25 protein-coding genes and 1 riboswitch are annotated in these 22,572 nt (G+C 74.6%); of the genes, 10 read left to right on the plus strand and 15 right to left on the minus strand.

Annotated elements, in window-relative coordinates:
• Nucleotides 1–4 precede the first annotated feature (4 nt).
• Nucleotides 5–1,315: a hemolysin family protein gene (locus tag GKE82_RS22385; RefSeq protein WP_154734810.1), complete on the plus strand. Its 1,311-nt coding sequence runs from the start codon at nucleotides 5–7 to the stop codon at nucleotides 1,313–1,315.
• A gap of 11 nt (nucleotides 1,316–1,326) precedes the next feature.
• Nucleotides 1,327–2,013 (plus strand): alpha/beta fold hydrolase, encoded by a 687-nt coding sequence (locus GKE82_RS22390; protein ID WP_309233768.1) that lies wholly within the window; start codon nucleotides 1,327–1,329, stop codon nucleotides 2,011–2,013.
• Nucleotides 2,014–2,432: 419 nt separating this feature from the next.
• On the opposite strand, the gene GKE82_RS22395 is transcribed toward GKE82_RS22390, so the two are convergent.
• Nucleotides 2,433–3,407: an acyl-CoA desaturase gene (locus GKE82_RS22395; RefSeq protein ID WP_230316259.1), complete on the minus strand. Its 975-nt coding sequence runs from the start codon at nucleotides 3,405–3,407 to the stop codon at nucleotides 2,433–2,435.
• Nucleotides 3,408–3,490: 83 nt separating this feature from the next.
• On the opposite strand from GKE82_RS22395, the gene GKE82_RS22400 reads away from it, so the two are divergent.
• Entirely contained in the window at nucleotides 3,491–4,639 is a 1,149-nt protein-coding gene (locus GKE82_RS22400; RefSeq protein WP_154734811.1) for a helix-turn-helix domain-containing protein, read from the plus strand.
• Between the two features lie 9 nt (nucleotides 4,640–4,648).
• On the opposite strand, the gene GKE82_RS22405 is transcribed toward GKE82_RS22400, so the two are convergent.
• The 7 genes from GKE82_RS22405 to GKE82_RS22435 form a co-directional block, all read right to left on the minus strand.
• The gene (locus GKE82_RS22405; protein ID WP_154734812.1) at nucleotides 4,649–5,272 is read right to left on the minus strand and encodes a glutathione S-transferase family protein; all 624 of its coding nucleotides are present in this window, start codon (nucleotides 5,270–5,272) and stop codon (nucleotides 4,649–4,651) included.
• A 97-nt stretch (nucleotides 5,273–5,369) separates the two neighbouring features.
• Entirely contained in the window at nucleotides 5,370–6,167 is a 798-nt protein-coding gene (locus tag GKE82_RS22410) for a 3-hydroxyacyl-CoA dehydrogenase NAD-binding domain-containing protein (RefSeq protein ID WP_309233769.1), read from the minus strand.
• The gene (locus GKE82_RS22415; RefSeq protein WP_230316260.1) at nucleotides 6,160–7,329 is read right to left on the minus strand and encodes a hypothetical protein; all 1,170 of its coding nucleotides are present in this window, start codon (nucleotides 7,327–7,329) and stop codon (nucleotides 6,160–6,162) included. Before GKE82_RS22415 ends, GKE82_RS22410 begins: the two co-directional genes overlap by 8 nt.
• A gap of 9 nt (nucleotides 7,330–7,338) precedes the next feature.
• Nucleotides 7,339–7,590, minus strand: coding sequence for an exodeoxyribonuclease VII small subunit (xseB, locus tag GKE82_RS22420; protein ID WP_154734814.1), 252 nt, complete (start codon nucleotides 7,588–7,590; stop codon nucleotides 7,339–7,341).
• Complete coding sequence (gene xseA, locus GKE82_RS22425; protein ID WP_154734815.1) at nucleotides 7,587–8,933, minus strand: exodeoxyribonuclease VII large subunit; 1,347 nt, start codon at nucleotides 8,931–8,933, stop codon at nucleotides 7,587–7,589. Before xseA ends, xseB begins: the two co-directional genes overlap by 4 nt.
• A 21-nt stretch (nucleotides 8,934–8,954) precedes the next feature.
• Nucleotides 8,955–10,598, minus strand: coding sequence for a hypothetical protein (locus GKE82_RS22430; protein ID WP_107570190.1), 1,644 nt, complete (start codon nucleotides 10,596–10,598; stop codon nucleotides 8,955–8,957).
• Nucleotides 10,599–10,606: 8 nt separating this feature from the next.
• A complete protein-coding gene (locus GKE82_RS22435; protein ID WP_154734816.1) occupies nucleotides 10,607–11,770 on the minus strand; it encodes a hypothetical protein in 1,164 nt (387 codons plus the stop codon).
• Between the two features lie 62 nt (nucleotides 11,771–11,832).
• Here GKE82_RS22435 and GKE82_RS22440 point away from each other — a divergent pair, with 62 nt between their 5' ends.
• From GKE82_RS22440 to GKE82_RS22450, 3 genes are read left to right on the plus strand one after another with little or no spacing between them, the layout of a single operon-like run.
• The gene (locus GKE82_RS22440) at nucleotides 11,833–13,272 is read left to right on the plus strand and encodes a glycosyltransferase family 39 protein (protein WP_154734817.1); all 1,440 of its coding nucleotides are present in this window, start codon (nucleotides 11,833–11,835) and stop codon (nucleotides 13,270–13,272) included.
• 35 nt (nucleotides 13,273–13,307) lie between these two features.
• Nucleotides 13,308–14,867, plus strand: coding sequence for a GMC family oxidoreductase (locus GKE82_RS22445; RefSeq protein WP_154734818.1), 1,560 nt, complete (start codon nucleotides 13,308–13,310; stop codon nucleotides 14,865–14,867).
• Nucleotides 14,868–14,916: 49 nt separating this feature from the next.
• Entirely contained in the window at nucleotides 14,917–16,179 is a 1,263-nt protein-coding gene (locus tag GKE82_RS22450; RefSeq protein WP_154734819.1) for a hypothetical protein, read from the plus strand.
• Between the two features lie 4 nt (nucleotides 16,180–16,183).
• Here the strand turns inward: GKE82_RS22450 and GKE82_RS22455 are convergent, their stop codons facing one another.
• The 4 genes from GKE82_RS22455 to GKE82_RS22470 are packed head-to-tail and all read right to left on the minus strand — an operon-like array spanning nucleotide 16,184 to nucleotide 17,746.
• Entirely contained in the window at nucleotides 16,184–16,474 is a 291-nt protein-coding gene (locus GKE82_RS22455; protein ID WP_107570185.1) for a hypothetical protein, read from the minus strand.
• Entirely contained in the window at nucleotides 16,471–16,956 is a 486-nt protein-coding gene (locus tag GKE82_RS22460) for a hypothetical protein (protein WP_154734820.1), read from the minus strand. The genes GKE82_RS22455 and GKE82_RS22460 overlap by 4 nt, the downstream gene beginning before the upstream one ends.
• Nucleotides 16,953–17,408, minus strand: coding sequence for a cell wall-binding repeat-containing protein (locus GKE82_RS22465; RefSeq protein ID WP_154734821.1), 456 nt, complete (start codon nucleotides 17,406–17,408; stop codon nucleotides 16,953–16,955). Before GKE82_RS22465 ends, GKE82_RS22460 begins: the two co-directional genes overlap by 4 nt.
• Complete coding sequence (locus GKE82_RS22470; RefSeq protein WP_154734822.1) at nucleotides 17,363–17,746, minus strand: hypothetical protein; 384 nt, start codon at nucleotides 17,744–17,746, stop codon at nucleotides 17,363–17,365. The genes GKE82_RS22465 and GKE82_RS22470 overlap by 46 nt, the downstream gene beginning before the upstream one ends.
• A 102-nt stretch (nucleotides 17,747–17,848) precedes the next feature.
• A riboswitch (cyclic di-AMP (ydaO/yuaA leader) is annotated at nucleotides 17,849–17,989 on the plus strand.
• A 7-nt stretch (nucleotides 17,990–17,996) separates the two neighbouring features.
• On the opposite strand from GKE82_RS22470, the gene GKE82_RS22475 reads away from it, so the two are divergent.
• The 3 genes from GKE82_RS22475 (at nucleotide 17,997) to GKE82_RS22485 (ending at nucleotide 19,776) form a co-directional block, all read left to right on the plus strand.
• Nucleotides 17,997–18,617 carry a hypothetical protein gene (locus tag GKE82_RS22475; protein ID WP_154734823.1) on the plus strand — a complete coding sequence of 207 codons (621 nt, stop codon included), beginning with the start codon at nucleotides 17,997–17,999 and terminating at the stop codon, nucleotides 18,615–18,617.
• An 89-nt stretch (nucleotides 18,618–18,706) separates the two neighbouring features.
• Entirely contained in the window at nucleotides 18,707–19,501 is a 795-nt protein-coding gene (locus tag GKE82_RS22480; RefSeq protein WP_230316261.1) for a PspA/IM30 family protein, read from the plus strand.
• A complete protein-coding gene (locus GKE82_RS22485; protein WP_196189380.1) occupies nucleotides 19,498–19,776 on the plus strand; it encodes a hypothetical protein in 279 nt (92 codons plus the stop codon). The genes GKE82_RS22480 and GKE82_RS22485 overlap by 4 nt, the downstream gene beginning before the upstream one ends.
• A gap of 29 nt (nucleotides 19,777–19,805) precedes the next feature.
• On the opposite strand, the gene GKE82_RS22490 is transcribed toward GKE82_RS22485, so the two are convergent.
• A complete protein-coding gene (locus GKE82_RS22490; protein ID WP_154734825.1) occupies nucleotides 19,806–20,222 on the minus strand; it encodes a hypothetical protein in 417 nt (138 codons plus the stop codon).
• 205 nt (nucleotides 20,223–20,427) lie between these two features.
• Here GKE82_RS22490 and GKE82_RS22495 point away from each other — a divergent pair, with 205 nt between their 5' ends.
• A complete protein-coding gene (locus tag GKE82_RS22495; protein ID WP_154734826.1) occupies nucleotides 20,428–20,997 on the plus strand; it encodes a CGNR zinc finger domain-containing protein in 570 nt (189 codons plus the stop codon).
• Nucleotides 20,998–21,003: 6 nt separating this feature from the next.
• Here GKE82_RS22495 and GKE82_RS22500 read toward each other — a convergent pair whose 3' ends face one another.
• Together GKE82_RS22500 and htpX are read right to left on the minus strand one after the other, a co-directional pair.
• Nucleotides 21,004–21,573 carry a hypothetical protein gene (locus GKE82_RS22500; RefSeq protein WP_154734827.1) on the minus strand — a complete coding sequence of 190 codons (570 nt, stop codon included), beginning with the start codon at nucleotides 21,571–21,573 and terminating at the stop codon, nucleotides 21,004–21,006.
• A 1-nt stretch (nucleotide 21,574) separates the two neighbouring features.
• Nucleotides 21,575–22,468 (minus strand): zinc metalloprotease HtpX, encoded by an 894-nt coding sequence (gene htpX, locus GKE82_RS22505; RefSeq protein ID WP_107570177.1) that lies wholly within the window; start codon nucleotides 22,466–22,468, stop codon nucleotides 21,575–21,577.
• Nucleotides 22,469–22,572 lie beyond the last annotated feature (104 nt).

Genomic DNA, 22,572 nt, shown 5'->3' on the forward strand with positions numbered 1-22,572 from the left:
CCCGATGACCGCGCTGCTGCTCGTCGCGGTCCTCCTGCTCGTCCTCGTGAACGGGTTCTTCGTCGCGGCCGAGTTCGCGCTCGTCCGCGTGCGGCCGAACCGGCTCGAGGAGATGGCGCAGGACGGCCGCCGCGGCGCCGCGCTGGCGCTCAAGGTCCACGAGGACCTCAACGAGTACCTGTCGGCCTGCCAGTTCGGGATCACGCTCGCGTCGCTGGGCATCGGGTTCCTCGGCGAGCCCGCGATCGCCGAGCTCGTCGAGCCGCTGTTCGGCGACGCGCTCTCCCACGGCGTCGCGGTCGGCCTGTCGATCGCGATCGCGTACATCATCGTCACCTCCGCGCACATCACCGTCGGCGAGCAGGTGCCCAAGATCTACGCGATCGTCCGTCCGGAGGACATCGCGGTGCGGATCGCGCGGCCGCTGCGCTGGTTCAACATCGGCATGCGCCCGTTCATCGCGGCGCTGAACTCGGCCTCCAACGGGATGCTGCGCGCGGTGAAGATCAACCCGGACGCCGAGCTCGAGGACGGTCCGAGCCCGGAGGAGCTGCGGGTCCTGATCGACAAGTGGGGCGACGTCGGCCGCCTGGACCCGGGGGAGGCGGTGATGCTTTCGGGCGTCTTCCACCTCCACGAGCAGGAGGCCCGTCAGGTCATGACGCCGATCCCCGCGGTCGTCACCGTGGACACGAGCGAGGACGTCGAGACCGCGCTGCGGCGCTGCATCAGCTCCGGCCACACGCGGCTGCTCGTCACCGAGGACGACAACCAGGACCGGGTCAAGGGCATCGTGCACTCCAACTCGCTGGCCCGCCAGCTGATGGCGGAGGGGCCGCAGGCGTCGATCGAGGGGCTCGTCAAGGACGCGCCGATCGTGCCGGAGACCAAGCCCCTGGACGACCTGCAGCGCAGCCGCTCGTCGCTGGCGGTCGTCGTCGACGAGTACGGCCGCGTCGCCGGCATCGTCAGCGTCGAGGACATCGTCGAGGAGGTCGTCGGGGAGATCGACGACGAGACCGACCCGGCGGGCGGCGAGATCCGCCAGCTCGCCAACGGCGACTGGTTCGTGCGCGGGCACGTCGCGGTCACCGATCTCACCGACCACGGGCTCGAGCTCCCGGTCGACACCGACGCCTACAACTCGGTCGGCGGGTTCGTCTTCGCGGAGCTGGGACGGCTGCCCAAGCGCGGCGACACGATCACCGCCAACGGCTTCTCGATCCGGGTCGAGTCGGTGCGCGAGAACCGCATCGAGGCGGTCCGGATCCGTCAGCGGCGCGCACCGGCGGCCCCGGGCCGCGACGACGACTGACGCCGCCCGCGGTGCGCGCCGACCGGCCGCCGCTGCTGCTCCTGCACGGGTTCGCCGACGCCCCGTGCACCTGGGACCTGCTCGCGCCGCGCCTGGCCGCGCACCACACCCTGCTCGCGCCCGCTCTCGCCGGGCACCTCGGCGGGCCGCCGCTGCCGGATCCGCCGTCCGCCGACGCGCTCGTCGACGCCGTCGAGGCGCAGCTCGACGCGGCCGGGCACGGGACGGTCGACGTCGTCGGGTCCTCGCTCGGGGGCTACCTGGCCCTGTGCCTGGCGCAGCGCGGGCGGGCGCGCAGCGTCGTCGCGCTGGCGCCGGCCGGCGGGTGGGGCGCAGGGGAGGGGCCGGGCCCCGCGGCGACCCTCGACCGTCAGGCGCGCCTGCTGGCGCTGGCGCGCGCGGGCGCGGCGCACGCCGACGTGATCGCCGCCACGCCCGAGGGGCGGCGCCGCGCGACGGCCCTGGTCTGCGAGCGCGGGGAGGACCTGCCGGCGCGGCTCGTCGCGGCGCTCGTGCGGGCCCCGGCGGGGTGCACGGGCGGTCCGGCGCTGATCGCCGCCGCGCGCGAGCACGGCTGGCCGCTGCAGGCCGCCGCGGTGCGGTGCCCCGTGCGGGTGGTGTGGGGACGGGAGGACCGGCTGCTGCCGTGGCCGTCGGCGGCACGGCGCTGGCAGCGCGAGCTCGTCGGGGCCGACTGAGTCGAGCTCGACGGGGTCGGTCACTGCCCGCAGCTCGATGTCCCGGTGGAGACCGCGGCGCTCGTGCTCGAGTGGACCCAGCCCGACCTGACGAGCGTCAGTACGCCAGGTTGACGCCGTGTCCGGTCGCCGCCGCAAGTTTCGCGGCCCGGGTCTCGTTGCTGCTGGTGCACCGTGTCCGTGGGACGACGCGAGGCACCCTGCAGGACACTCCCCGCCTCCCGTGGGACGGTGGTCGGGGAGATGAGAGCAGCGGTGGGCCGGGGTGGGTCCACCAAGCATCAGCAGAACGCAGACGGCCCGCCGAAAGGCGGGCCGTCAGTGCTTCTGGGAGGAGGTGCACATCTGCGAGGGATTCGTTCGCAGGAGCAGTATCGGCCCGCATCCTTACCGCGGGCTAAAACCTCCGTGACGGCCGCTCAGGACGGGCGCAGCTCCTTCGCGGCCTGCCGCTCCGGGCTGATCCGCACGACGTCGCGTGCCAGGCCGACCTTCTCCATCCCGGCGATCACCCAGCCGGTGATGTCGATCTCGCGCCGGCCCATGCCGTGCACCGCGGCGCGCGGGAACGCGTGGTGGTTGTGGTGCCACGCCTCGCCCAGCGAGGGCACGGCGAGCCACGCGACGTTCGTGGAGTGGTCGTCGATGTCGAAGCGCCGCTTGCCGTGGAAGTGGCAGATCGAGTTGATCGACCACGTGATGTGGTGCAGCAGGAAGATCCGCACGAAGCCGCCCCACAGCAGGCCGCGCAGGAACCCCTCGAGCGTGAACCCGTGGAGCAGGAAGCCCAGGACGGCGGGGATCAGGAGGCTCGCCAGCGCGATGAGCTCGAAGTTCTTGGAGATGCGGCGCATGCCCCGGTCCTCGACGAGGTCCTTCGCGTACTTGGAGCGCTGGGCGGAGCCCTGGTCGGTCATGATCCAGCCGACGTGCGCGTGGATCAGGCCCTTGAGGCCGGACCCGTGCCCGACGTGCGGGGAGTGCGGGTCGCCCTCGGCGTCGGTGAACGCGTGGTGCTTGCGGTGGTCGGCGACCCAGCTCGTCACCGGGCCCTGGATGCTCATCGACCCGGCGATCGCCAGCGAGTACTCGACCCACTTCGGGGCGGTGAACCCGCGGTGCGTGAGCAGGCGGTGGAAGCCGATCGTCACGCCGAAGCCCGTGATGACGTACATGAACGCGAAGATTGCGAGGTCGATCCCGTCGACCCAGGCGTTCCAGCCGGCGTAGATCGCCACGAGGAACGCGACGAAGGGCAGCACGACGGCCATGAGGTTGGCGATCTGCTGGGAGCGCGGCATCTCGTAGTCGCGGTCGTGGTCGGGCCGGCGGGCGGCCCGGGCGGCGGCGCCCTGGGCGGGCGTCGGGTCCGCGGAGGTGGTCGGAGTCGACATGGTTCCACCGTAAGTCACAGAGCACGACGGGCGCTTGTGGGTATTGGTCGCCGACGGCGCGCAGAACTTGTAGGTTTGTGCCAATGCAGGTCGAGTCCAACCCGCGGGCCGCCGCGGTCCTGCGGCCGGTGCTCCCCGCGATCTCCGCGGAGATCATGGCGGCGCTGCGCGAGGAGGTCCCCGAGTACGACCGGCCGCTGCGCGGGCCCTTCGGCGACGCGGTGCGCCTCGGCGTCGCGCAGGCGCTCGAGCGGTTCGCCGACATCGTCGAGGACCCGGCGCGCTCGCAGCGCATCGGGCGCGAGATCTACGTCGGCCTCGGCCGCGGCGAGCGGGCCTCCGGCCGCTCGCTCGACGCCCTGCTCTCCGCCTACCGCACCGGCGCGCGCATCGCCTGGCGCCGGGCGGTCGAGGCGGGCGTCGCGGGCGGGCTCGACCCGCAGGACCTCTACGCGCTCGGCGAGGCGATCTTCGCCTACATCGACGAGCTCAGCGCCGAGAGCGCCGACGGCTACGCGCAGGAGCAGTCGCGTGAGGCGGGCGAGCGGTCGCGGCGCACCCGCGCCTGCGTCCGCGCGCTCCTGGCCCGCCCTCCGTCCGAGGCGGAGGTCGCCGCGACCGCCGCGGAGCTCGACTGGACGCCGCCCGCGCGCCTGGCGGTCGTCGTCGGTCCCGCGGACGCCGCCGGCGCGCTCGTCGCCCGGCTCCAGCCCGAGGACCTGCTCGCCGTGCTCGACGACGAGGTCGTGGCGGTCGTCGCCGACCCGGGCGCCCCCGGCCTGGAGGAGCGGCTCGCCGCCGCCGTGCGTCCCGGGGACGTCCTCGGGCTCGGCTCCGCGCTCCCGCCCGCCGAGGCGGCCGCGAGCGCCGGGCGCGCCCGTGCCGCACGACGGCTCGGCGAGACCGGCCACACCGACAGCCCCGTCGTCGCCGCGGATGCGCACCTGCCCGCGCTGCTGCTGCGCCGCGACCCGGCGCTCGCCGCCGACCTCGCTGCCCGCGCACTCGCCCCGCTGCAGGAGGAGACCCCGGCCAGCGCGCAGCGGCTGACCGCGACGCTGCGGGCCTGGCTGGACCACCAGGGCCGGGTCGAGACCGTGGCCCGGACGCTCGAGGTGCACCCGCAGACCGTCCGCTACCGCCTCGCGCGGCTACGGGAGCTGCTCGGGGACGCGCTCGACGACCCGGACGGCCGCTTCGCGCTCCAGCTGGCGCTGCGGGCGACCGCCTGACCGGGCCGCTCAGGCCCGCGGCAGCCGGTCCATCCGCCGGATCCAGGCGGCGAGCGCGGGGAACCCGTCGTGCAGCGCCAGCCGCTCGATCAGCACGCGGTGGAACGGCTCGTCGTCGGCCGGGTCGTGCAGCAGCGCGTAGCGCAGGAACGGGAACGCGACGACGTCGGCGATCCCGACCCGGTCGCCGAGCAGGTGGTCGTGGTCCTGCAGGAGGTCCTCGAACCACGGCAGCGAGCCGCGCGGCTCCGCGGTGAGGGCCGTCACCCGCTCGGCGTCGGGTGCGGCGCGGGCGAGCTCGGCCTCCAGCGCGTTGGGCGCGAGCTTCCAGACGCGGTTGAACCACGCCACGAAGATCTCGGCCCGGGCGCGCTCCGCGGGATCGGCCGGCCACAGCGGGGGCTCCGGGGCGAGCATCTCGATCTCGCGCAGGATCTCGGGCGAGTCGGTCACGACGGTGCCGTCGGGCAGCTCCGCCACCGGGACGAGCTCCTGCCCGGAGAGCGCCCGCAACGCTGCGCGGTCGGTGGCGTCGTGGTCGACCCAGGTGACCGCGAGCCCCTTGATCCCCGCGGCGAGCGCGATGCGCTCGACGTTCGTGCTGAACGGGATGCGGTGCACGCGCAGGTCCATGCCGGCAGGGTCCCACGCGGACCGGCCGGGTGACCGCGACGGAGCCGCGGCCCGTGCGGCCCGCGGCTCCGTGACGTGCGGTGGTGTAGTGCGCGGGCTAGCGCGCGTAGTCGTAGAAGCCCTTGCCGGACTTCTTGCCGAGGTGCCCCTCGGCGGCGAGCGCGCGGACGTTCGCCGGGATGTCGGCGCCGATCGTCTCGCCGATCGCGATCGACACGTCGAGGCCGACGAAGTCCAGGAGGGCGAGCGGGCCCATCGGGTGCCCGGCCCCGAGCTTCATGCAGGTGTCCACGTCCTTGGGCTCCATGCCCGACTCCTCGAGGAACGCGGCGGCGCTGAAGAGGTACGGGAACAGCAGGCGGTTCACGACGAAGCCGGGCGTGTCCGGCACGTCGACCGGCGTCTTGCCGAGCGCCTCGCACAGCGCGAACGCGCGGCCGCGGGTCTCGGAGGTCGCCGCGTCCGCGTACGCGAGCTCGACGAGCTTCATCATCGTGACCGGGTTGAAGACGTGCAGCCCGACGAAGCGGTCGGCGACGCCCGCGGCCTGCGCGAGCGTGGCGACCGACAGCGACGAGGTGGTGGACCCGAGCACCGCGTCGGGCGCGATGATCCCGGCCAGCTTGGCGAGGAGCTCCTTCTTGGCGTCGAGCTCCTCCGCGATGGCCTCGACCACGAAGGTGCGGTCGGCCAGCAGCGCGCTGTCGGTGGTGACCGTGACGCGCGAGGCGTCCGCGCCCTCGACGCGGCCGCACAGCTTCTCGATGGTCGCGCGGGCCCGATCGGCCGACGCGTCGCTGCGCGCGACCAGCACGACGTCGCCGAGCACCGAGGCGGTGGCGGCCAGGCCGGTTGCGATGGCGCCGCTGCCGGCGATTCCCAGACGTTCACTCACGAGATTCAGATCCCTTGATCGACGAGTCAGTCAACTGCGGTGCGGAACTGTACGGGACCGCCCGCCGGACCGGCGCGCCGCCCGACCGGGCGCCGCGCGCCTGCCGGTCCTCAGCCGTCCCAGCGGAAGCCCACGGCGGACGGCGCCGGGGGGATCGGGCTCGTGGGGAGGCCCGCCGGGGGCGGGTCCTCGTCGTAGGCGCCGGGCGCCACGTCGTTGGGCGTGTCGGGGTGGAACAGCGACGCCAGGTACTGGATCTGGCCGCGGCCCGGACCGAGCTCGAACTGACCGCCGCCGTACATGCCGATCCCGCGTTCGTCGCAGGTGTCGTAGCAGTGCAGCAGCGGCCGCAGGCCCCCAGGCGCGACGGCTTGACGTTCACCATCCGCGGCGGGAACGGCAGCGCGTCGATGTCCGCGACCGAGTGGATCGGGGCGTCCCAGGTGATCCGGTCGCGGTACGGGGCGAGGACCGGATCGGTCTCGGGCGTGAGCTTCGGGTCCTCGATCCACGCGTCGGGGAACGCCTCGGCGACGCGCCGGTACAGGTCGGGGTCGGCCGCGTTGTCCACGACCGACCCCTCGTAGAGGCCCTTCAGGTCGACCGAGTCGACCGCGCCGGTCGCCACGAGCTCCGCGATCAGGGCGTCGTCCCAGTCGGCGGTCGGATCGAGCTTGAACCGCAGCGTCGGGTACGGGTCGAGGCGGGCGCGCAGCGGCGCGATCGTCGACGGCTGCCCGAGCCGCAGCGACATCACGAACGTCAGCGGGCGCGGCTCGCGGCCCACGACCTCGTGCAGCGCGCGGCCGGCCTGGCGCAGCGCGAGGTCCAGCGCGGCCGACTCGTAGGCCCAGACGCGGTACAGGCGCGAGGCCTCGTGCCGCGGCGGCTCGGGCCACAGGTCGAGCGTCGCGAGGTGGTCGCAGAAGGACTCGAGCGTCCACGTCCCGGCGAGCGGGAGCACCGGCCCGGCGGCCTGCAGCGCGTCCTGGTCCTCCGCCTCGTAGCTGACGTCCTCGCCGACGCCGTCGTGCCCGCCGCCCTGCAGGCGGATCACGGTCGTGACCCGCAGGAACCCGGTCGAGACGTCGCGCTGCAGGCGCTCCAGCGCGTACTCCTCGATCGTGAGCGGCAGGTCCTTGATGCGGTCCCAGGTGGCCATGGGGCGAGCCTACGGGGTCGCGGCGCCCGGCTGGGAGGGCCCCCGCTCCAGCCGCGCGACGAGCTCGTCCAGCCGCAGCTCCTGCAGGCTCTCGCCGACCGCCTCGAGCTCCGCGGCGCAGCGCTCGACGAGCAGCTTGCCCTCGCGGCACAGGTCGAGCGTCTCGCGCAGGCCCGCCTCGCCGCCGTCGAGGCGCCGGATGATCGCCTCCAGGCGCGCCGCGGCGTCCTCGTAGCTCGTCGTCGGGTCCGGCTCGGTCATGCGGTGGGCTCCTCCTCGGAGGACGGGGACGGGGGCTCCTCGACGCGCGTGTCCACCGCGGCGTCGGCGAAGCGCAGCTGCAGGCGCCCGGCGGCGCGGGCGGCGGCCGCGGTGGTGACGATCGCGCCGTCGGCGTCGCGGACGATCGCGTAGCCGCGGCCGACGACCCGCTCGGGATCGTGCGCGGCGAGGGCGAGCGCCAGCGAGTCCAGGCGGGCGCGCCGCGCCGCCTGCTGCGCGCCGGCGGCGCTGGTGCCGCGACCCTCCAGCCGGTCGGCCGACGCGCGCAGCTCGCGGGCGGCGCCGTCGAGCTGCCGGCGCCCGCTGGCCCGCAGCTCGCGCAGCAGCTGGTGCAGGCGCACGCGGTGGCGCAGCACGTGCTCCGCGGGCGCGCGCGCCAGGCGCTGCAGGATCCGGGCACGGCCGAGCACCGCGTGGCGGCCGTGGTGCTCCAGGCGCCGGGCGGCGGCGAGCGCCCGGCCGCGCTCGGCCGCGGCGTCCAGCGGCACCGCCGCCTCCGCCGCGTGGGTCGGGGTCGAGCACGAGACCGCGGCGACGTCGTCCAGCAGGGTGCGGTCGCCGTGGTGCCCGACCGCCGCCACGACCGGCGTGCGCAGCAGCGCGACCGTGCGGCACAGCGTCTCGTCGCTGAACGCCAGCAGGTCGGTGACCGAGCCGCCGCCGCGCGCGACGACGATGACGTCGACCGCCCCCGTCGCCGCCAGGTCCTGGAGCGCGCGGGCGATCCGTGGCGCGGCGTGACGGTCCTGCACGGGCGCGAACGCCCACACCACCTGGCCGGTGTACCCGCGTCGCCGCAGCCCGGCGAGGACGTCGTGGCGCGCCTCGCCGGTCTCCGCCGTGACGACGCCGACCGTGCGCGGCAGCGCCGGGCGCGGCAGCGTCTTCTGGGGCTCGAGCAGGCCCTCGGCGCGCAGCTGCTCGCGCAGCAGCGCGATCTGGGCGAGCAGGTCGCCGTCGCCCGCCACGCGCAGGGTCTGCACGCGGAAGCTGAACGCGCCCGACGAGGTCCGTGAGCCCGGGTAGTAGTCCACGCCGCCGGCGACGACGACGTGCGCGCCGTCGACCAGCGCCCCGGGCGGCAGGCCGAGCCGGTCGTGGTCGTCGCGCCACATCGCGCACGGCAGGGCGCCGTCACCGTCGCGCAGTTCGAAGTACACGGTCCGCGCGCGCACGCGCAGGCCGGTGACCTCCCCGGTCAGCTGGACGCGGGCGAACTCCCGCAGCCGCTCGCGCAGCCGCAGCGCGTAGCGGCCCACGGGGTAGGGGCCGGGGAGCGCGGAGCCCGGGACGCCGGAGGTCGGTGCGGGGTGGGCGTCCACCCGGTCAGCGTAGAGCGCCGGTCAGCGGACGCCGATGACCGCGCTGCGGGAGCGCACCACGGCCTTCGTCGCCGGATCGGTCCACGCCAGCCGCACGCGTGTCGTGCGCGTCAGCCGCACGGCCGCCTCGAGGTAGCCGCGGCGCGGCTCCGTGCGCACGGTCCGCAGGGTCCGGTAGCGCTTCGCGCCGCGGGCCAGGCCCTCGATGCGGACGGTCTCGCGCGTGTTCGGCCGCCCGACGCGCAGCAGTCCCCAGACCTTGGCGTCGCGCCCGGAGCGCACGACGTGCAGCGGGAACCGGTAGGCGGCGTAGGCGGGCTTGCGCCGACCCTGGAGCGTCTGCAGCCCGCTCTGGAAGGTCGCGCCGAACCGCGCCGCCGCCGTCTTCCCGGCGACCGGCCGGTCGTCGATCAGCAGGAACTGCGACAGCGTCTTGACGGCCCGGTTGCGGGCGGTGAGGTACTCGGCCTGGTTGAGGTAGGCGGCCTGCTGGGCGAGCGTCACGCCGAGCGGGTCCGGCGGCGAGGTCTGGTACCCGTACTCGGTCAGGTAGAGCGGGAAGCTCCCCGGGAGCTTCCCCGGGACCGGGGCGCCGTAGCGGGCGAAGATCCGGCCCATCAGCGAGCCGAGCGCCCGCAGGTTCGCGGTCGTGAAGAACTCCGGGTCCAATGGTGGCGCGTCGGGACGCTGCGAGACCTCGTAGGGGTGGTGGGCCAGGCCCGTGACCTTGAACAGCCCTGGGTGCGCGTCGCGGAACGCCTCGACCGGGCCGTCGGTGGGGCACCCGTTGCGGGTCGCGTCGGCGCCGCGCAGCGGCACCGCGTTGTCGTCCAGGCAGTAGACGCGCAGGATGAACCGTCGCGGCTTCATCGCCCGGCTGATGCCGCGGGCGGTGACCTGGCCCTTCGGGGCCATCTCGCCGACGAGGATCGTGTCGCCGCCGTGCCCGCTGACCTGCAGGCCGGACCACATCGCGTCGGCGAGCGCCCGGTAGATCCGTGGCGCGGCCTCGGCGAAGCCACCGGGCGCGGAGCGGTCGGGCACCCACTGCGGGGTCAGCCAGCCGGGCTGGTTCGGCTCGTTCCAGATCGACCAGTAGTCCGCCCGCGGGAGCGCCGGCCCGCCCGCGACCGGGCGGTAGGTGCCGCTGTAGCGGGTGCCGACCGCGGTGACGAAGCGGGCGAACTCCACCGGGTCGGGCTCATAGGTGCCGACGAGGTCCTCGCGCTCGGGGTTGCCCGCCGCCCAGCGCGGCACCGGCGAGGTGATGTTCATGTTCACCGCGATGCCGCGGTTCGCCGCGTTGACGAGCAGCTTGTCGTAGCGCGTCCACGCCTCCGGGTCGTACTGGCCGGGATCGGCGGCGTTGAAGGCGGGCTTCGTCCGCGACGCGTTGGCCGGCGCCACGAGCGCCCAGAACACCGACACGCGGATGCGGTCGACGCCGAGCCGCTTCAGCTTGTCGAGCGTGCGCTTCTGGACGGTCTCCTGCGCGGCGCTGAAGCTCTGGCCCGTCGGGAGCGCCCCGGTCGTCTCGGTGCCGTAGACGAGCAGCGGATCGTCCTGGAACATCGACTCCTGCGTCGTCGACGCGCCCGCGGGGGCGGCCGCGGCGAGCGCGAGGAGGAGCAGGACGGGCAGGAGGAGGAGACGAGGCGTGGGCATGGGGGAGGTCAGCGCGACAGCTCGCGCACGGTGGTCCGATACGTCAACAGCGCAGGCTTGCGGACGATGCGGTCCCCGGACAGGCGGCTGAGGCCCGCGTAGGAGGACCAGCTCGCCCGGCGGGCCTGCGGCGAGAGCCAGGTGTACCAGGACACCCCGCCGATCCCGAGCGCGCGGCGCTGGCGGGCGAGCAGCCGGAACGTGCTGCGCAGGCGGTCCGCCTGGCCGCGCTCGGTGGTGTCCCAGGTGGCGAACCGTCGCGCGTCGGGGGAGTCCCCGGCCGAGGAGGAGAACGCGACCTCCGTGAGCACGATCGGGATCGTGCGCTGCCCGCGCGCCGCGGTGACGCGCCGGGTCGCGCGCACGGTCGCGAGCACGCCGGCGGCGCTACGGGTGTACGGGTGGATCGCGACGACGTCGAAGCTGCCGCGCCCGCCGGCCTCGTAGATCCGGCGCAGCGCCGTCCAGGCGGGCACCGAGCCGTTCGTCAGCCCGCCGGTCGCGATCAGCGCGCGCGGGTCGACCGCCCGCACCGCGGCGCGGGTCGCCTGCAGCAGCGGCACGTAGCCCTTCTGGAAGTCGGGCTCGTTCCAGAACACGTTGAGGTTCATCTCGTTCCAGACCTGCCAGGTCCGGATCGGCCGGCGTCGCTGCGGCGGCACGGTGCTCCACAGCGATCCGGTCGGCCCGTAGCGGCGCGCCAGCGCCGCCACGAACCGCGCGTAGGGCTCCGGGCCGCTCGGCGGGGACGCGTAGCGCCGTGGGTCGGTGAGCAGCGACCCCGGGAACTTCGCCGCCCAGTCCGGGGCGTGCAGGATCACCGGGAGCGGGCGCAGGCCCTGCGCGGCGAGCAGCCGCACGATCCGGTCGCTGCGGGAGAGGTCGGTCGGGACGCCGTCGACGTCGGTGAACCGTGCCCGCTCGGCCTCCGGGACGTCGGCGGCGGTCGCGTACGGCTGCGCCGACGCCCAGTCGATCGCGAACCGGACGGTCTGCGCGCCCGCGGCGCGGATCCGCGGCGCCTCGCGCTCGAGGATCCCCGGCGTCTCGGTGGCGGGGCCGTCGACCATCACGCCGAAGAAGCCCTGGGGCACCTTCGCGGCGGCGCTGGAGGGGAGGACGGCCGCGACCGTCAGGGCGCAGGCCGCGACGAGACGGAGGACCCGGGGCACTCCTGCGAGCATAGCCCCGGCCGGGCCCGCGGCGCGCCGCCCGACCCGGCGGGTGGCGTAGGTTGCGGACGTGGACCGCCGGACCCGCACCGCGCTGCTCGGCCTGCTGCTGCTGGCCGCGGCGCTGCGGTTCCCGACGCTCGGCGCGCAGTCCTACTGGGCCGACGAGGCGGCGACGGTCGACGTGCTGCGTCACCCGCTCGGCGAGCTGCTGGGCGCGGTGCGCGACCAGGAGTCCACGCCGCCGCTCTACTACGTGCTCGCCTGGGTCTGGACGCAGCCGCTGGGGGGACTCGGAGGCCGCGCTGCGCGCGCTCTCGGCCGTCTTCGGGCTGGCGACGGTCCCGGTCGCCGCGGCGATCGGCGCGCGGCTCGGCGGGACACGTGCGGCGCTGGCCGCCGCGGCGCTCGTCGCGACCAGCCCGCTGCTGGTCTGGTTCTCGCAGGAGGCGCGCGCCTACGCCCTGCTCGTGCTGCTGGCGGGGGCCTCGGTGCTGCTGCTGCTGCGCGTGCTGGAGGTCCCGTCGCGCGGGCGGCTGCTCGCGTGGGGCGCCTGCGCGGGCGCGGCGCTCGCCACGCACTTCTTCGCGCTGTTCCTCGTCGCCGGGGAGGTCGTGTGGCTGGCGGTCGCGCTGCGCGCCGACCGCCGGCTGCTGGCGACGGCGCTCGCCCCGCCCGCGGTGCTCGGGCTGGCCCTGCTGCCGTTGGCGCTCGACCAGCGCTCCGCCGGCCGGGCGTCGTTCATCGGCGAGGAGGCGCTGGGCACCCGGCTGGCGCAGGTGCCCAAGCAGCTCCTCGTCGGCTACGACGCGCCGGGGGAGGTGGTCGCCGCGGTCCTCGCGGGCCTGCTCGCGCTCGCGGCGCTCGCGGGCCTGCGCCGGGCCCGGGGACCGGTCCGCGCCCTCGCGGCGGTCGCGGCCGCCTCGGTGCTGGTCCCGCTGCTCCTCGTCGTGGCCGGGGACGACTACCTCGTGACCCGCAACCTGCTCGCCGTCGCGGTGCCACTGCTCGTCCTGCTGGCGGTCGGGACCGCGGGCCTGCCGCCGCGGGCGGGGACGGTGGTGGGGGTGGCGCTCGCGACGGTCGGGGCGGCGACCGCGATCGCCGTCCAGGTCGACGACGGGTCGCAGCGGGAGAACTGGCGCGACGCGACCGCGGCGTTTGGTAACGAGGCGACGGGGCGCGGTCGCGCGATCGTCGTGCTGCCGGGCAGCGGGCGCGTCGCGGTCGAGCACTACCTCCCCGGTTCCCGGCTGCTGCGCCGCCCGGAGGTCGTCGACGGCCTCGTCGTGCTCGGCGTGGCCGGCACCTCGGCGGGGGGCCGGACCGACGCGCCCGCCCCGCCCGGGCAGGTCCCCGGCTTCGCCCCGCCGACGGTGCGCCGCGGGAGCACGTGGTCGGCGGCCGCCTACGCGCCCGCCGACCCGGCGGGTGCGGCGGTGGACCCGGGCGCCCTCGGAGCCCTCGGCCCGGGGGCCGTCGTGCTGCTGCAGCGCCCCTGACTTGACACGTTGTCGAGTGTCGTACGCTGGGAGGCATGAGCGAGTTCGATGTGGTGGTCGTCGGCGGTGGATCCGCCGGCTGCGTGGTCGCGGCGAGGCTGAGCGAGGACCCGGGCACCCGGGTGCTGCTGCTCGAGGCGGGACCGCCCAAGCCGAGCAAGGAGGTCCGGATCCCGGCCGCCTTCCCGAAGCTCTTCAAGACCGACCGCGACTGGAACTACGAGACCGAGCCGCAGCCCGGCCTCGACGGCCGCCGCGTGTTCACGCCGCGCGGGAAGATGCTCGGCGGCTGCTCGGCGATGAACGCGATGATGCAGATCCCCGGCCACCACCAGGACCAGGAGGACTGGGTCCAGGAGGGCGCCGAGGGCTGGGGTCCGCGAGAGCTCGCGCCCTACCGCGAGCGCCACAACCGCGCCCAGCAGCCGCGCGCGCCGCGCTCGCTGAACCCGCTCTCCGCGGCGTTCCTGGAGGCCGCGCAGCAGGACGGCCTGCCGCTGTCCAAGCCGCTCACCGGGGACGAGCCCGACGGCGTCGCGGTGACGCCGCTGGCGCAGAGCCGCGGCATGCGCCGCACCGCCGCGGACGCGTACCTCACGCCGGCCAAGGGGCGCCCCAACCTCGAGATCCGCGCCGACGTGCTCGTCGACCGGGTCCTCTTCGACGGCGACCGCCGGGCGACCGGCGTGACCTACCTCGACGCGACCGGCGCGCCGCAGACCGTCCACGCGGCCCGCGAGGTCGTCCTCTGCGCCGGGGCCCTGAACACGCCGCAGATCCTGCTGCGCTCCGGCGTCGGGCCCGCCGACCACCTCGCCGAGCACGGCATCGACGTCGTCCTCGACAGCCCGCACGTCGGCGAGCACCTCCAGGACCACCTCGTCGCGCTCACGACCGCCCGGACGTCGACCCCGACGTCGCTGTTCGCGGCCGAGAAGCCCGCCGAGCTCGTGAAGTTCCTCACCCGCCGGACCGGCATGCTGACCTCGAACGTCGGCGAGATCGCGGCGTTCGTGCGCAGCGACCCGTCCCTGCCCGCCCCGGACTACGAGCTGATCTTCGCGCCCGTCCTGTTCGAGGGGGAGGGCCTCGTCGACGCGGAGGAGCACGGGGTCAGCGTCGGCGTCGTCCTGCTGCGCCCGGAGAGCCGCGGCCGCGTCCGCCTCGCCTCCCGCGACCCCCGCGTCGCGCCCGTCGTGGACCCGAACTACTTCGGCGACCCGGACGGGCACGACATGGCCGTCATGGTCGCCGGCCTGCGCCGCGCCCGCGCAATCCTCGACCGACCGGCCTTCGCCCAGCACCGCGGCAGCGAGCGGCTGCCCGGCGCGCACCTGCAGACCGACGAGGAGCTGGCGGCCGGCATCCGCACGATCGCCCACACGCTCTACCACCCGGTCGGCACCTGCCGGATCGGGGGCGGCGGTCAGGGCGTCGTCGACACCGAGCTGCGCGTGCAGGGCGTCGACGGCCTGCGGGTCGTCGACGCGTCCGTGTTCCCGTCGCTGCCCCGCGGCCACACGCACGGCACCGTGCAGGCGGTCGCCGAGCGCGCGGCGGACCTGATCCGCGGGCGCGTCGCGGTCGCGGTCTGAGCGCGACGGACCGGCGTACCCGCCCGTCCGGGCGGGTACGGTCGCCGCGATGCGCCCGGTCCGTCCCCGCCTGCTGCCGCCGCTCCTACTCGTCCTCGCGCTCGCCGTGCCCGCCCCGGCGGGCGCCGCGCGGTCGATCACGCCGCTCCCGCCGACCTGGCGGGAGGGGCTGAACGTCACCGCGTTCTGGTGGCAGGACCTCTCCGGGCCGCGCTTTCGCACCTGGCTGGGGCGTGCCCGGTCGAGCGCCCGCGCGCGCGAGGTCACGTTCGTGATCCCGTGGTTCCAGTACTTCTCCGACCGCAACCGCAGCGACCACCTCAACGCGACGGAGATCCATCGCTCGCCCGGGGACGCCCGCACCTGCCGGCGGATCGGCAGCAGCTTCACGCGCTGCAAGACGCCCAGCGACGCGGCGGTCGCCGCGGCGGTCCGCCGCGCCCGGTCGCTCGGGCTGCGCGTGGTGCTGCGCCCGCAGCTGGAGGTCGGCCGCAACGCGCGCACCGCGACCGACCGCGACCTCGTCCAGAAGGGGCCGGGGGAGAAGCGCGCGTGGTTCGACAGCTACAAGCGGTTCCTCAGCACCTACGCGCGGATCGCGCGCGACACGGGCGCCGAGGGCCTGGTGATCGGCACGGGGCTGTCGGGCATGACCGACAGCGAGGACGACCGGGCCGAGTGGCGGGCGATCATCGCCGAGCTGCGCTCCGGGGCGCTGATGGGCGACGGGCGCGGCTACCGGGGGGAGCTGACCTACACGGCGGCGTGGGACTCGATCGTCGAGGACGCCAAGGACCCCGAGCAGCACCTGTTCTTCTGGGACGCCCTCGACCTCGTGTCGATCTCCGCCGAGTTCCCGCTGCTCGCCGAGCCGCCCGACCCGACGATCGGCGCGCTCACCGCCGCGTGGGCGTCGTCGACGACGGGCCTGCCCGCCGGGCCCGCCCAGCTCGTGCGCAACATCCAGGCCGAGTACGACAAGCCGGTCGGCCTGAGCCTCGGGTACCTGTCCCGCACCGGCACGGCGGCGTTCCCGGAGAAGTCGGACTATGACCAGCAGCAGGCCGGGGGCGTCGTGCGCGAGTCCGCGCAGGCCCGCCCGGTGCGGGCGGCGTTCGACGTCTGGACGCCGATCGCCTACGACGGCGGCTGGTTCCGCGGGATCAGCTGGAACGAGTGGCCGGCCTCCGGCCGCGGGGGCGTGAAGGACGGCTCGTTCTCGGTCCAGGGCAAGGCGGCGGAGGTCGAGATCTGCCTGCGCCACGCGGGCGTCTTCACGCCGCGCTGCCGGCGCAGCAGCCTGCGCCGCTAGCGCGTCAGCGCAGGTCCTCGGACACGGAGGCGAGCGGGGCGATCCCCTCCTCGCGCTGCGTGCCGCGCGTCTCGCCGGAGAAGCCGAGCTTGGTCAGCCGGGCGATCTCCTGCTCGCCGAGGATGCGGGCGGGGTGCTCGGCCGGCAGGTCGCGGACGAGCTTGGCGATCCGGTTGCGGATCTGCAGCGCGAAGTGCGGGGTGGAGGCCCCCATGAGCTCGCGCACGTCGTCGATCGTGACGTCCGGGACGGAGCCGCGACGGTCGCTGCGCTCGGGGGACTCTGCTTCGCTCACGGGGCGCTCCGGGGGGTCGTCGTGGTGGTGGTGGGAGTGGTGCGGGTCGGCGGCGCCTTGGTGGTCGCCGTCGGCTGCGTCGTGGTGGCCGTGGGCTCCGGTGCGGCGGCGTTCACCGGCGCGATCTCCAGGAGACCGTCGACGGTCGCCTGGACCCCGGTCTCGACGGCCTGGTCGTCACCCACGATCCAGCCGTGATTGTAGACCCCGCGCACGGGGTCCCGGTCGTAGCCGGGCTGGATGTCGAGCAGGAACTGCTCGAGCGGCTTGGGCAGCGCGTCGCCGCGCGCCAGCAGCAGCAACGGGCCGTAGGTGCCGCTGGCCGAGAGCGCGGCGGCGGCACCCGCGTCGGCGGGGCGCCGGGTGCCCGCGAACACGAGCCCGTGGCCGGGATCGGTGATGCCCCAGCCGAACTCGCCGTCGCGGTAGCGCGCGAAGGCGATCGCGTTGGTGACCGGGTCCTGGTCGCCGATCCGCGTCACCGTGCCGGTCGCGCGCAGCGCCTGGTCACCGCCGGCCCGATGACCTTGGACGGCCCGAGCACGTAGATCTTCGGCTTGCTGTGGGTCTTCAGCGCGGCGAGCGTCTCCGCGGGAACCGTCGTGCGCGTGACGAACAGGATCGGGTCACCGGACTTCGCGGCCCAGGCGGCGGCCGGCATCGCGTACTCGGGCGCGTCGCTGCTGACGACGAGCACGCGGCCGGTGTCCGACCCGCGCACCGCCCGCCCGAACGCGTCGAGCGCGCGCGCGATCGCGGCGGGGTTGCGGCCGCCGACGTCGGTGGTCTTCAGGCGGGCCGGACGGAACACGTCGCCGACCCGGACGACCTGCGCGCCGCCGGCCTGCGCCGAGCCCGTCGGGGCGAGCGCCTGCAGCGCTTCGACCGTCACGTCGGGCCCGTCGCCGTCGGAGAGCAGCAGCGGGGCGCGCACCGGGGGGCCATCAGCGAGGCGGAGGCGAGCGCGACGCGCCAGTCCTTCGCGGGCGCGAGCGCGACGGCGGCGGGCCGCTGGCCGCGCTCGCCGCCGGGGTACACGGCCCGGGCGACCGCGGCGGCGATCGTCGGGGCGTCCCCGCCGCCGACCCGCGTCGTGTTCTTCGTCGCGAACGTCGGGAAGCCGAGGTCGGTGGCCGCGTCCTTCTCGTCGCTCTTCGCGCCGACGGCGGGGGCCGCGGTCGTCGATCCCGTGGCAGGACCGTCGCCCTTGCCGCAACCGGCGGCGGCGAGCGCGAGGACGAGGAGGGCGGCGGGCAGGGCGGGACGGAGCATGCTGGCGCGACCATATCCACGACGCCCGTGGCACGCGCCTGTCGGGGCTGCACGGACGCTGGCAGCACGAAAGGCTGCAATCCGTCGTGCAGTTCGCTACGCTGCCGCGAATTGCCGAACCCTGGACGGAACACCAGGGACGGGGGACCCACGTCGTTGGGGCGAATCCGATCGTGATCGGACGCGCTGGTTCTTTCTGCGCGAGCCCGTCAGCTAACCCCGGAGGCCGTCGAAAGAAAGCAGTCCGTCTGTGCTCCGACTCCGGGCATTCCTTCTCATAGCCGTTCTCGCCGGCCTCGCGCTCGTCGTCCCGTCCGGGGCGTCCGCCGCGAAGAAGGGCAAGGCCGCGCAGGAGGAGCAGGCCCCGACGGTCCAGTCCGACGCGTCGGCGAAGGCCGGTGGCGCGGAGTTCGGCACGGTCGATCCGACGAGCTTCCCGACCGTCCCGGGGGACGTCGCGGTGATCGACGAGGACGGCATCGCGTCCGCGCCCGAGAACGCGCCGGACGCGGTCAAGCAGATCATCTGGGCCGCGAACGGGATCGTCGGCCTGCCGTACCGGTACGGCGGCGGCCACGGCGACTTCGAGGACACCGCCTACGACTGCTCCGGCACGGTCTCCTTCGCGCTCGCCGGCGCCGACCTGCTGCGGCGCCCGCGCGACTCGCGCTCGTTCTTCACCTGGGGCAAGGCGGGCCGCGGCAAGTGGGTGACGGTCTACACGGCGTCCGACCACGCGTACATGACGGTCGCGGGCATCCGCCTCGACACCAGTGCCGCGGACGACCGCGGCGGTCTGAAGGGCCCGCGCTGGCGCCCGCTGCGGAAGTCCAACCGGGGCTTCAAGGCGCGCCGGCCGGTCGGCCTGTAGGCGCTCGGCACACCGGGCGCGTCCAGTACGCTCAGGGGGCACGTTCCACCTGAGCCCGAGGAGACCGTATGGCCGGAATGACCGGACGCATGTCCACCGTCATCAAGGCGAAGATCTCGAAGATGCTGGACAAGGCGGAGGACCCCGCCGAGACGCTGGACTACAGCTACCAGAAGCAGCTGGAGGCCCTCCAGAACGTCAAGAAGGGCATCGCCGACGTCGTCACCTCGAAGAAGCGCCTGCAGATGCAGTCGCAGAAGCTCGAGCAGTCCGTCGTGAAGCTCGACACGCAGGCCCGTCAGGCGCTCTCCGCCGGCAACGAGGAGCTCGCCCGCACCGCGCTGGAGCGCAAGCAGCTCGCGCAGACCGAGCTGCAGTCGCTCGACCAGCAGGTCGCCGAGCTCGAGGCCCAGCAGCAGAAGCTGATCGACTCGGAGAAGAAGCTCCGCGCGAAGATCGAGGCCTTCCGGACGAAGAAGGAGGTCATCAAGGCCCAGTACTCCGCTGCGGAGGCCCAGGTCCGGATCTCCGAGGCTGCGACCGGGGTCGGCGAGGAGATGGCCGACGTCGGGCTCGCGATGCAGCGCGCGGTCGACAAGACCGAGAACATGAAGGCGCGCGCCGACGCGGTCGCCGAGCTCGAGGCGGCCGGCACCTTCGAGGACCTCACCCAGCTGGGGGAGGGTGGCGCCGACGACATCGACCGGCAGCTCGCCGAGCTGACGAGCGGCAGCATGGTGGACGACGAGCTCGCGAAGATGCGGGCCGAGCTCGGGGTCGGCGGGGGCGCCGCTCCCGGCCAGCTCGAGGCCGGCGCCGGCGGCGCCGCGGCCCCGACCGGTGACGTGCCGGCGGCCGAGCCCGCGCAGGAGGAGAAGCCGTGATCGTCCGCATCTCCAACGAGGGGCAGTACCGCATCCCCGACGAGCACCAGGGCCCGCTCAACGAGCTCGACAACGCGGTCGTCGCGGCCGTGGAGGCCGACGACGAGGACCGCTTCCACGAGTCCTTCGAGGAGCTGCTCCAGTTCATCCGCACCAACGGGGTCGCGGTCGGCGACGACGAGATCGAGTCCTCGGACGTGATCGTGCCGCCCGCGGACCTCACGCTCACCGAGGCCGCCGCCGAGTTCACCGGTGACGGCCTGATCCCGGACTGATCGCCCGGGCGCGCGTGTGGGCCTCCCGCTCAGGGGAGGCCGAGCTCGCGCGCCCAGCGCTCCTCCCACGCAGGTGGGGCGTACGCGGTCCCGCGCGCGGCGCCGACGGCCAGGACGGCCGTGGCCGGCGCCGTCGCGGTCGCCGACCGGCGCACGGTCGGATCGGGCAGGAAGACGAGGCTGCCGGCCCGGACGTCGACCGTCCGGTCCCCGGCCGTCACCGTCGCGCTGCCGCGCAGCACGACGTACAGCTCCTCGTGGCCGCTCGCGGTCTCGTCGTGCGGTTCGATCAGCGGGTCGCCGACGGCGGCCGCGGTCTGGACGTTGACGCCGAACGCGCCGACGTCGAGGAGGCGCCGGACGGGCGTCCAGGCGGGCACGCCGTCCCACGGCGTGTCGACGGGCGGCGTCTCGTCGAGGTGCAGGACGCGCATCGCGGCGCTCACGAGGTGCGGCGGTCGGGCCGCGGGCGGACGAGGCGTACGCGCCGGGCGCGCCGGGCGACGTCGGCGTGCCGCGCCGCGGCGAGGTCGTGGGTGAGCGACGAGGGGTGGAGCATGGTGGCCTCCCGACCGACCGGTAGGTCGTAACCGGTCTTGCGATGACAGTGGTGACCAACCTAGGTGGCGAGGTGTAACCTGTCAATTGCCCATGGCGGTGACATTTCCTGATGGCGGCCATCACGACGGCTTCTGCGCCCCGGCGGCGCTGGAGCCCGTGCGCGTGTTCGTCAACACGCTTGACCTCGACGCGGGCACCGACGGGCTGACCGATCCCGACGGGCTCGTCGAGGCGCTGCGCGGCACCGTGGGCCTGGCCGCCGAGGCCGTCCCCACGGCGGCCGACGTGCAGGCGGCCCGCGCCCTGCGCGACGCGCTGCGGGCGCTGCTGGCCTGCAACCACGACGGCGGCACGCCCGACCCGTCCGCGGTCCGCGTCCTCAACGCCACCGCGGCGGACGCCGACCTGGGCGTGCGCTTCGCCCCGGAGGGCTGGTCGGTCGTCGCCTGCGGCGTCCCGGGCGTGCTCGGCGCGTTCGGGCGGCTGCTGGCCGTCGTCGCCGCCGCGCAGGCGGACGGCACCTGGACGCGGCTGAAGATCTGCCCGGCCGACGACTGCGGCTGGGCCTTCTACGACGTCTCGCGCAACCGCTCGCGCCGCTGGTGCTCGATGGAGGTCTGCGGCAACCGCGCGAAGGTCCGCGCCTACCGCGACCGCTGAGCGCTCCTAGAGCGGCACGCCCCACAGGGGGAACCAGCGCTCGAGCTCCGGCTCGATCGGCAGGTCGCCGCCGTAGCGGGCCTTCAGCTGCAGCTCGCGCTCGTTGGACCGGGCCTGCTCGCCGCCCGCCGGCACGAACGGGTACCAGGAGCCCCGCTTGATGTTGTAGATCCAGTACAGGGGCTGGCTGCCGTCCTCGTAGGCGAACACCGCGGCCAGCGTGCGGTCGCCGTAGCCGGCGATCGCCAGCGCGTCGTTGACCGCGTGCACGCCGACGACGAGGTCCTCGACGTCGGGGTCCTCGAGGATCATCCAGCGGTAGCCGAACGAGTCGTCCTGCGAGGAGACGGTCGTGCCGGTCTCCTCGCCGGTCCCGTGCAGGACCTCCTCCATCTCCTGGACGACCCGCGAGAAGTCCGCGGTCCCCAGGGACTGGAAGACGATCCCCGCCCGGCCGCGCGCCCGCAGGCCGTCGACGTCCATCGCGATGTGCGCGGTGGACATCGCGAACAGCCGGTCCTTGGCGGCCGGCTGCGCGACCTTCCGCTTGCCGAGCAGGGCGTCGAAGAAGCCCATGTCAGCGGGTGCCCTGGAGCTGCCCCTCGAGGCGCATCAGCGCGTCGATCCGCTTGTCCATCGGCGGGTGCGTGGAGAACAGGCTGCCGATCGCCGACTTCGTCCCCGGAGGGAAGATGTAGAACGCGGCCATCTCGCTGCTCGCCCGCAGGTCCTTCTGCGGGATCCGGTCCATGCCGCCGCTGATCTTCATCAGCGCCGACGCCAGCGCGCTCGGGCGGCCGGTCAGCACCGCGGCGCCGCGGTCGGCCGCGAACTCGCGGTAGCGCGAGAGGGCCTGCATGAGGAAGAACGAGATCACGTACACGGCCAGCGACACCATGATGACCGCGAGGAAGCCCGGGCCGTCGTCGTCGTCGCTGTGCCCGCCGCCGAACATGAAGCCGAACTGCAGGATCATCGAGGCGACCGAGGCGAAGAAGCTCGCCAGGGTCATGATCATCACGTCGCGGTTGGCGATGTGCGCGAGCTCGTGCGCCATGACGCCCTCGAGCTCCGCCGGCGTGAGGAGGTCCATGATGCCGGTGGTCGCGCAGACGGTCGCGTGCTTCTTGGAGCGGCCCATCGCGAACGCGTTGGGCATGTCCGTGTAGGCCACGGCGACCTTCGGCTTGGGCAGGTCCGCCTGCAGGCAGAGCCGCTCGATCATCGCGTGCAGCTCCGGGGCCTCCTGCGGCGAGACCTCGCGCGCACCCATCGCGCGCAGGCCGATCGCCTCGGAGGCGAACAGCTGCAGGAACACCAGGCCGCCGGCGACGACGGCGATGATGACGCCGGACGCACCGGCGGCGAAGAGGACGCCCATGAACACCACGTAGACGGCGCCCAGCAGGAACATCGTCAGGAGCATCCGGGCCTGCAGGCCCGTGTCCTTGCCGAAGGAGGTCGGTCTCATGGGTGGATGGTGACAGGCCCGGCTTCACGATCGGTAAAGGGGACCGACGCGGGCGCACCGACGCGCCCGCAGGCCGCCGCGCAGGACTGCTTGCAGTGGCTCGG

Source organism: Conexibacter sp. W3-3-2, from assembly GCF_009707605.1.
In the GTDB taxonomy this organism is placed as follows: Bacteria; Actinomycetota; Thermoleophilia; order Solirubrobacterales; family Solirubrobacteraceae; genus Paraconexibacter; species Paraconexibacter algicola.